Source organism: Oceanicaulis sp. UBA2681 (assembly GCF_002354675.1).
In the GTDB taxonomy this organism is placed as follows: Bacteria; Pseudomonadota; Alphaproteobacteria; order Caulobacterales; family Maricaulaceae; genus Oceanicaulis; species Oceanicaulis alexandrii.
Genome location: NZ_DEMB01000008.1, coordinates 75,722 through 84,032 on the forward strand (window position 1 = coordinate 75,722; position 8,311 = coordinate 84,032).

Consider the following 8,311-nt stretch of genomic DNA (forward strand, 5'->3'; position numbering starts at 1 on the left):
ACCGAACACAGCACGACCGATTCAATCAGGAACTGATTGCGGATGTCCGCCCGGCGCGCGCCGATGGCGAGACGCAGGCCGATTTCACGCGTGCGTTCGGTCACCGAGACCAGCATCACGTTCATGATGCCGATGCCGCCGACGATCAGGGTGATCAAACCCGCCACAGCTAGCAGCAATCCCATGACGGTTTCAGTGGCGCGGAAGGCGGTGATGAACTCGGCGAAGTTACGGACCTGAAAATCGTCGTCTTCTCCCGGATCAATGCCGCGCAAGACGCGCAGGAAATTCTCCAGCTCTTCCGTCGCGTAATCCATGTCCTCGCCCGCGGCGATCTTCACCCAGACCCGCTGGACCGGATCCCGCACGCCAGCGCGCGAATAGCCCACCACGCGCGAGCGCACGGTGGAGATGGGCGCCATGATGATGTCGTCCTGGTCCTGGCCAAAGCTCGACTGGCCCCGCTCGGACAGGATGCCGATGATTTCAAACGGCTGGCTGTTGAGCCGGACCGAAGCGCCGATAGCGCCGCCTGAGGGGAAGAGTTCATCCGCCACGGTCTGACCCAGAACCGCGACGCGGGAACTGCGGTCCACATCGACTACGGAGAACATGCGGCCGTCAGAGACCGTCCAGTCGCGGATTTCGAGATAATCGGGATGAACCCCCGTGATTTGCGTCGGCCAGTTCACACCGTCCACGACGGCGGTGACGGCTCCGTCGATCGTGCCGGAGGCCGCCACGACCACGTCCACCTGATTGCGCATGGCGTCGACATCATCAGAGGAAAAGGGCGTGCCGCTGCCGGCGCCGCCACGCCGTCCGCCGCGATTATTGGACCCGGCGCGAATGTTGAGCGAGTTCGAACCCAGAGAGGAAATCTGGTCCTGCACGGCCTGGCTGGCGCCATCGGCCAGCGAGACGGTCGTGATCACGGCCATGACCCCGAAAATCACGCCCAGAATGGCCAGGAAGCTGCGCAGGGCGTTGACGCGCAAGGCTGTCAGCGCAACTCCAATCGCCGCCATCATGTTCATCGGTCGTCCTCCACGATCAGGCCGTCCCGGAACCAGATCCGGCGTCTGGCGCGAGAGCCCACTTCGTTTTCGTGCGTGACCAGCACGATCGTGATGCCCTCGGCATTGAGCTGGTCGAGAATATCCAGCACTTCAATCGTGGTCTGGCTGTCGAGGGCGCCTGTCGGTTCATCCGCCAGCAGAATCGAGGGTTTGCCCGCCAGGGCGCGCGCAATGGCGACACGTTGCTGCTGACCGCCAGAGAGTTGGGAGGGGTGGTGATCCATTCGGTCGCCCAATCCGACCATGGTCAGGCATTCGGCGGCGCGTTCCTGACGCTGTTTCGGCGGCATGCCGCGATACAGCAGGGGCAGGGCGACATTGTCCAGCGCCGTGGTGCGCGGCAGCAGGTTGAACTGCTGGAAGACAAAGCCGACCTTGCGATTGCGAAAATCAGCGAGTTCGTCCGGCGTCATGCCCGACAGGGCTTCGCCGGCGATCACGAGCTCGCCCGAGCTGGGCCGGTCAAGCGCCCCCACCATATTCATGAAGGTGGATTTGCCAGAGCCGGACGGTCCCATGATGGCGACGTATTCGCCCGCATCGATGTCGCAATCCACCCCGGCGAGCGCGTAAACGTCACTGCCGCCCAGCGTATAGACCCGCGTGAGTTCGCGCGCCTGAATGAGAGGCTCGGTCATCCGTTCGTCTCGCGCACGCGCGTCACCACGCGATCCGTCTCGGTGATCGAAGGGCCGAGGATCTGGGTGTACTGCCCGTCAGAAAGACCGATGCCGACCTGGCGTTCCTGAAGGCGGCCCTCGGCGGTTTCAATCCAGATCGAGCCGCGGCGCACCTGATCGCGTTGGCGCGAGCGCTCCTGGCTCATCTGGTCATATCGCGCCAATTGTTCTGTGGTCAGAATGTCAGACAAGGCGCGCCGGATCAGCGCTTGCGGATTTGGGCGCGCGCCACCGGGGGCAGGGTTCTGGAACTGGGCGCGGATTTGCTGGAAGGTTTCACGCAAGGCGCGTTCGGCTTCGCTGCGTTGTTCATCGGTCAGTTCAAGCTCTTCAGCCAGACGGTCAATCATGCCGGCGCCGCCGCGCCCGCCGCGTTGGCCGCCGTCCGCCTGGTCTTCAGCGGCGACGACCAGGCTTTCCGCCGCGCCGCGCGGGGCGAAGCGAAGCGCTGCGTTCGGCACGGAGAGCGCATCTTCAACCTGGCCCGTCACAATGGACACATTCGCCGTCATGCCTGGCAGCAAGCGCTGGCCCGGATTGTCCGCCTGGATCACCACCGTATAGGTTACCACGTTGCCTTCATTGGTGGCGGCGAGGCGCACCTGGGTGACTTCACCGGCAAATTCCCGGTCAGGATAAGCGTCCACATCAAAACTGACGGTCTGGCCCTCATCAATCTGACCAATATCAGCTTCATCGATTTCCGCTTCGATCTGAATGCGCGACAGGTCCTGCGCTATCAGGAACAACACGGGCGCGTTAAAGGACGCGGCCACGGTCTGGCCTTCATCAATTTGGCGGTCGATCACCACGCCCTCGATGGGGGAGCGGATGAAAGTGCGCTCCAGATCCACTTCTGCACTTTCAAGCGAAGCGCGGCGTTGCTGTTCGCTGGCGCGGGAGTTCCGCAAATTGGCCTGGGCCACCAATAGCGCCGCATTGGCCGCAGCCAGCTCTGATTCCGCAGCGTCATATTGCGCCGCAGAATAGGTGCCGCGCTGAACCAGCTCCTGCGCCCGATCGAAATTGCGTTGAGAGATTTCAAGATCCACCCGCGCGCGTTCCAGATTGGCCTCCGCCACAGAGACCTGGGCGCTCGCGACTTGCAACGTGGCCTGAGCTTCCTCGACGCGTGTCTGGAAGGTCTGCGGATCGATGCGCGCCAGGAGATCGCCTGAAGAGACCTGGTCATTGAAGTCAGCGTGCAGCTCAAGCACCTGACCGGACAGCTGTGAACCCACCTCAACGGTGATCAGGGGCGCAATGGCGCCTGAGGAGGAAACGATTCGCGAGATGTCGCGCGCCTCAACGGGCGAGGTTTCTATGAGCAGGTCACCGGTCGCGGCGGCGCCGCCGCGAAAAAAGAGGAACCAAGTCAATGCTGCGGCGGCGAGAATCGCTCCGCCTGCGAGTAAAATGCGTTTCACGTAGATGCACCTGGCCGAATGTGGACGCTGTTGCGTCATCATGCCCATACGTACGGCGTATCATGGCTGGATCTGTTGCAGAAAATGAAACACTTGAAAGGATTAGTTCGGTAACTGAGAAGCATTCGCAATTATTGTCGTCTTTTCCCCATATTAGACCGCATTTGGACAGTGCTTTCGGCTTGCGAGCGGGCAGTCACCGGACTAGCTTCCGCCTCAACCGCGGCCGGGGACTCACTGTGCAAGCGTTTGTTTGGATTTATCTGACCGAATGAACAGCTGTGATGCTTCGGCCCACTGGCCATCTTGATGCGGGGAAGGTGCGACCTCTCATGAACGCGCTCCTGTTGGAATATCTGCCGATCCTGATCTTTCTGGGCATAGCCGCTGGGCTAGGCCTGGTGTTCATTCTCGCTGCTTTCGTGCTGGCGCCGTCTGATCCGGATCCGGAAAAAGTCTCCACGTATGAATGCGGCTTCAACGCCTTTGACGACGCGCGGATGAAATTCGACGTGCGCTTCTATCTGGTGGCGATCCTGTTCATCATCTTCGACCTGGAAGTCGCCTTCCTCTTCCCCTGGTTGTTCCCGATCTTCGACGGCAGCATCACGGCCTTCTGGTCGATGATGGTCTTCCTGGGGGTTCTCACGGTTGGCTTTCTTTATGAGTGGCGCAAAGGCGCGCTGGACTGGGAGTAGGGCTCATGTCTGACCTGATTGTTCCGGCGGGCGCCGCCGCGACGGCCAAGACGCCGCATTACGACCCGCAAAAGCACGATCCGTTCTTTGACGGCGTCAGCGATCAGCTGGCCGACAAGGGCTTTCTTGTAGCGCGCGCCGACGACCTCATCACCTGGGCGCGCACCGGCTCGCTGATGTGGATGACCTTTGGTCTCGCCTGTTGCGCAGTGGAGATGATGCAAGCCTCCATGCCGCGCTATGACGTGGAACGTCTGGGCGCCGCGCCGCGCGGCTCGCCCCGCCAGTCCGACGTGATGATTGTCGCGGGCACCCTGACCAACAAGATGGCTCCGGCTTTGCGCAAGGTCTACGACCAGATGCCCGAGCCGCGCTATGTCATCTCCATGGGCAGCTGCGCCAATGGCGGCGGCTATTACCACTATTCGTATTCTGTGGTGCGCGGCTGTGACCGCATCGTGCCGGTCGACATCTATGTGCCGGGCTGCCCGCCGACCGCTGAGGCGCTTGTGTACGGCATCTTGCAGCTTCAGAAGAAAATTCGCCGCGAAGGCTCGATTGAGCGCTAAGGCGCCTGTCCAGGAGACGCTCTTATGAGCAAGACCGAAACGCTGACAGAACTGGGCGCGCATATCTCTGCGGCGCTTAGCGACGATGTCCGCAGTGTGGATGTCGCCCATGAGGAATTGACGCTGACCATTCACCGCGACCGCGTGGTGAAGGTTTTGCGTTTCCTGCGTGACGACGCCCTGTGCCGCTTCACGACGCTGATCGATATCTGCGGCGTTGACTGGCCGTCTCGCGCGGATCGGTTTGACGTGGTCTATCACCTTCTGAGCATGCATCTGAACCAGCGCATTCGCGTTGTGCTGAGCACGGATGAAGACACAGCGGTCGATTCTGTCGTCGAGCTGTTTCCGGCGGCGAACTGGAATGAACGCGAAGCCTTCGACATGTATGGCATCCTGTTTGACCACCACGCCGACCTGCGCCGCATCCTGACCGATTATGGTTTCCATGGTCATCCGCTGCGCAAGGACTTCCCGCTCTCGGGCTTCAACCAGGTCGTTTATGACGACGAGCAGAAGCGCGTGGTCTACGAACCCGTCGAGCTGGTTCAGGATTACCGTGACTTTGACTTCCTCAGCCCTTGGGAAGGCGCGAAATACGTGCTGCCCGGCGATGAGAAAGCGGAAGGGAAGGCGTAAACGTCATGGCTGAAACCGACATCCGCAATTTCACGATCAACTTTGGTCCGGTTCACCCCGCCGCACACGGCGTGCTGCGCATGGTGCTGGAGCTGGATGGCGAAGTGGTCGAGCGCGTGGACCCGCATATCGGCCTTCTGCACCGCGGCACGGAAAAGCTGCTGGAGCACAAGACCTACCTTCAGGGCATCGGCTATTTCGACCGCCTCGACTATGTGGCGCCGATGAACCAGGAGCACGCCTTCTGCCTGGCGATCGAGAAGCTCGCGGGCATTCCCGTGCCCAAGCGCGCCTCTTATGTGCGCGTCTTGTATTCTGAAATCGGCCGTATCCTGAACCATTTGCTGAACGTCACCACGCAGGCGATGGATGTGGGCGCGCTGACCCCGCCGCTGTGGGGCTTTGAAGAGCGCGAGAAGCTGATGGGCTTTTACGAGCGCGCCTCCGGCGCACGCTTGCACGCTCATTATTTCCGTCCGGGCGGCGTTCACCAGGATCTGCCGCAAGAGCTGATTGACGATATCGACGCCTGGTGTGACCAGTTCACCCAGCATGTGGACGATCTCGAGACCCTTCTGACCGAGAACCGCATCTTCAAGGCGCGCAATGTCGATATCGGCGTGGTGTCCAAGCAGGATGCACTCGAATGGGGCTTCTCCGGCGTCATGGTGCGCGGTTCGGGCATGGCCTGGGATCTGCGCCGCTCGCAGCCCTATGAGGTCTATGACGAGCTGGAATTCCAGATTCCGCTGGGCAAGAACGGCGACAATTACGACCGCTATCTGTGCCGCATGGAAGAGATGCGGGAATCCATGAAGATCATGAAGCAGTGCTGCGACTGGCTCTCCCGCGAGGAGAACCAGGGCGATGTGCTGCCGGTGGATTCCAAGTTCGCGCCGCCGCGTCGCGCCGAGATGAAGCGGTCCATGGAAGCGCTGATCCAGCACTTCAAACTCTACACCGAAGGCGTGCATGTTCCCGAAGGTCAGGCTTATGCCTGCGTTGAAGCGCCCAAGGGCGAGTTCGGCGTTTACCTGATCGGCGACGGCACCAACAAACCCTATCGCCTGAAAATTCGCGCGCCTGGTTTCGCGCACCTTCAGGCCATGGATTACCTCAATAAGGGCCACATGCTCGCGGACGTCTCCGCGATCCTGGGCTCACTCGACATCGTGTTCGGGGAGATTGACCGATGAGCGCGCGTCGCATCGCCGCCGAGCAACCCGACAGCTTCGTCTTCAATGAGAAGAGCGAAGCCAAGGTCCAGTTCTGGCTCGCCAAATACCCTGAAGAGCGCAAGGCGTCAGCGGTCATTCCGCTGCTCTGGATCGCGCAAAAGCAGGACAATTGGGTGTCAGAACCCGCCATGCGCGAGATCGCGGAACGCTGCGGCATGCCGTATATCCGCGTCTATGAAGTGGCGACCTTCTACACCATGTTCAATCTCGCCCAGACCGGCAAACACCTGATCCAGGTGTGCGGCACGACCCCGTGCTGGCTGCGCGGGGCGGATGACCTCAAGGCGGTGTGCGAGAAGAAGATTGGCAAGAAGGGGCGCGAATACGTCTCTTCGGACGGCCTTCTGGCCTGGGAAGAAGTCGAGTGCCTGGGCGCCTGCGCCAATGCGCCGATGGTCCAGATCTCCAACACCGAAGGCGATCTCTATTACGAAGACCTGACGGCGGATGCGCTCGAGCAGATGCTTGATGATCTGCGCGCCGGCAAAGAGGTCAAGGCGGGCCCGATCTCGGGGCGCTCTTGCTCTGAGCCGACCCAGGCGACCACGCTGACCCTGGTTGATGAGAGCCTGTATGACGGCTCGCGCGCCAAAAAGGTCAAGCTGCCCAACACCAAGGGCGCGACCGACGCTGACGTGCGCAAGGCGGAACCCGCCAAGCCGCAGGAAAAATCAGCCGAGACCAAGGCCAAGCCCAAGGCGAAGGCGAAATCGCCTGCACCGAAAGGCGCTGCAGCGGACGCTGGCGCCGGCAAGGAGCCCAAGCTCCTGAAAAAGCCGAGCGGCAAGGCCGACGATCTCAAAAAGCTGACCGGTCTCGGACCGAAGCTGGAAACCTCGCTGAACGAAATCGGCGTTTATCATTACAGCCAGATCGCAAGCTGGAGCGCTGAAGAAGCGGTCTGGGTCGATGCGGCGCTGAAGCTGCGCGGCCGGATCGAGCGCGATAACTGGATCGACCAGGCGAAAGCCCTGGCCGGCAAGGCGGAAGGGTAATCCATGACCCAGCTATTGCAGGATCAAGACCGGATCTTCACCAACCTCTATGGCCGCCATGACTGGCGCCTTGAAGGCGCGAAGCAACGCGGTCACTGGAACGCCACCAAGGACATTCTGGATCAGGGCCGGGACTGGATCATCGACGAGATGAAGAAGTCCGGTCTGCGCGGCCGCGGCGGCGCGGGCTTCCCGACCGGTCTGAAATGGTCGTTCATGCCCAAGGAAGTGGGGGCTCGCCCGCACTATCTGGTCGTGAACGCAGACGAATCCGAACCGGGCACCTGTAAGGACCGGGAGATCATGCGCAATGATCCCCAGACCCTGATCGAGGGCTGCCTGATCGCGTCTTTCGCCATGCAGGCGCACGCTTGCTACATCTATATCCGCGGTGAATACCAGTTCGAGCTGGGCCGGATGGAAGCCGCCATCAAGGAGGCGTATGACGCCAAGCTGATCGGCAAGGACAATGTCCATGGCTGGGATTTCGATCTCTATATCCACCACGGCGCCGGCGCGTATATCTGCGGCGAGGAAACCGCGCTGCTCGAAAGCCTCGAAGGCAAGAAGGGCCAGCCGCGTCTGAAGCCGCCTTTCCCGGCGAATGCGGGCCTGTATGGCGCGCCGACCACCGTGAACAACGTGGAATCCATCGCCGTCGCCCCGACCATTCTGCGCCGCGGCGCAGAATGGTTTGCAGGCTTTGGTCGCGAGGGCAACGCCGGCACCAAGGTGTTCTCGATCTCGGGCCATGTGAACGCGCCGTGTAATGTCGAAGAGGTGATGAGCATCCCGCTCAAGACCCTGATCGAGACCCATTGCGGCGGCGTGCGCGGCGGCTGGGACAATCTCAAGGCGGTCATTCCGGGCGGTTCGTCCGTGCCATTGCTGCCGAAAGAGATCTGCGACGACGTGCTGATGGATTTCGATGCTCTGAAAGAGCACAAATCGGGTCTGGGCACGGCGGCGGTGATCGTGATGGACAA

9 protein-coding genes are annotated in these 8,311 nt (G+C 61.3%); 6 read left to right on the forward strand and 3 right to left on the reverse strand.

The window, feature by feature from the left end:
- The 3 genes from B3M53_RS05540 to B3M53_RS05550 form a co-directional block, all read right to left on the reverse strand.
- A partial coding sequence (locus B3M53_RS05540; protein ID WP_286799794.1) for an ABC transporter permease occupies positions 1–1,037 on the reverse strand: 1,037 nt, incomplete at its 3' end.
- Positions 1,034–1,717 carry an ABC transporter ATP-binding protein gene (locus B3M53_RS05545; RefSeq protein WP_273147426.1) on the reverse strand — a complete coding sequence of 228 codons (684 nt, stop codon included), beginning with the start codon at positions 1,715–1,717 and terminating at the stop codon, positions 1,034–1,036. The genes B3M53_RS05540 and B3M53_RS05545, both read right to left, overlap by 4 nt.
- The gene (locus tag B3M53_RS05550) at positions 1,714–3,186 is read right to left on the reverse strand and encodes an efflux RND transporter periplasmic adaptor subunit (RefSeq protein WP_286799796.1); all 1,473 of its coding nucleotides are present in this window, start codon (positions 3,184–3,186) and stop codon (positions 1,714–1,716) included. The genes B3M53_RS05545 and B3M53_RS05550 overlap by 4 nt, the downstream gene beginning before the upstream one ends.
- A 332-nt stretch (positions 3,187–3,518) precedes the next feature.
- Here B3M53_RS05550 and B3M53_RS05555 point away from each other — a divergent pair, with 332 nt between their 5' ends.
- From B3M53_RS05555 to nuoF, 6 genes are all read left to right on the forward strand, one after another.
- Positions 3,519–3,884, forward strand: coding sequence for an NADH-quinone oxidoreductase subunit A (locus B3M53_RS05555; protein ID WP_160091630.1), 366 nt, complete (start codon positions 3,519–3,521; stop codon positions 3,882–3,884).
- 5 nt (positions 3,885–3,889) lie between these two features.
- Positions 3,890–4,453: a NuoB/complex I 20 kDa subunit family protein gene (locus B3M53_RS05560; RefSeq protein WP_022699593.1), complete on the forward strand. Its 564-nt coding sequence runs from the start codon at positions 3,890–3,892 to the stop codon at positions 4,451–4,453.
- Between the two features lie 24 nt (positions 4,454–4,477).
- On the forward strand, positions 4,478–5,092 hold the full coding sequence (locus tag B3M53_RS05565) for an NADH-quinone oxidoreductase subunit C (RefSeq protein ID WP_286799798.1): 615 nt from the start codon (positions 4,478–4,480) through the stop codon (positions 5,090–5,092).
- A 5-nt stretch (positions 5,093–5,097) separates the two neighbouring features.
- Positions 5,098–6,288, forward strand: coding sequence for an NADH-quinone oxidoreductase subunit D (locus B3M53_RS05570; RefSeq protein ID WP_022699591.1), 1,191 nt, complete (start codon positions 5,098–5,100; stop codon positions 6,286–6,288).
- On the forward strand, positions 6,285–7,325 hold the full coding sequence (nuoE, locus tag B3M53_RS05575; protein ID WP_286799800.1) for an NADH-quinone oxidoreductase subunit NuoE: 1,041 nt from the start codon (positions 6,285–6,287) through the stop codon (positions 7,323–7,325). The genes B3M53_RS05570 and nuoE overlap by 4 nt, the downstream gene beginning before the upstream one ends.
- A gap of 3 nt (positions 7,326–7,328) precedes the next feature.
- The coding region (nuoF, locus tag B3M53_RS05580) for an NADH-quinone oxidoreductase subunit NuoF (RefSeq protein WP_286799801.1) at positions 7,329–8,311 on the forward strand (983 nt) is incomplete at its 3' end.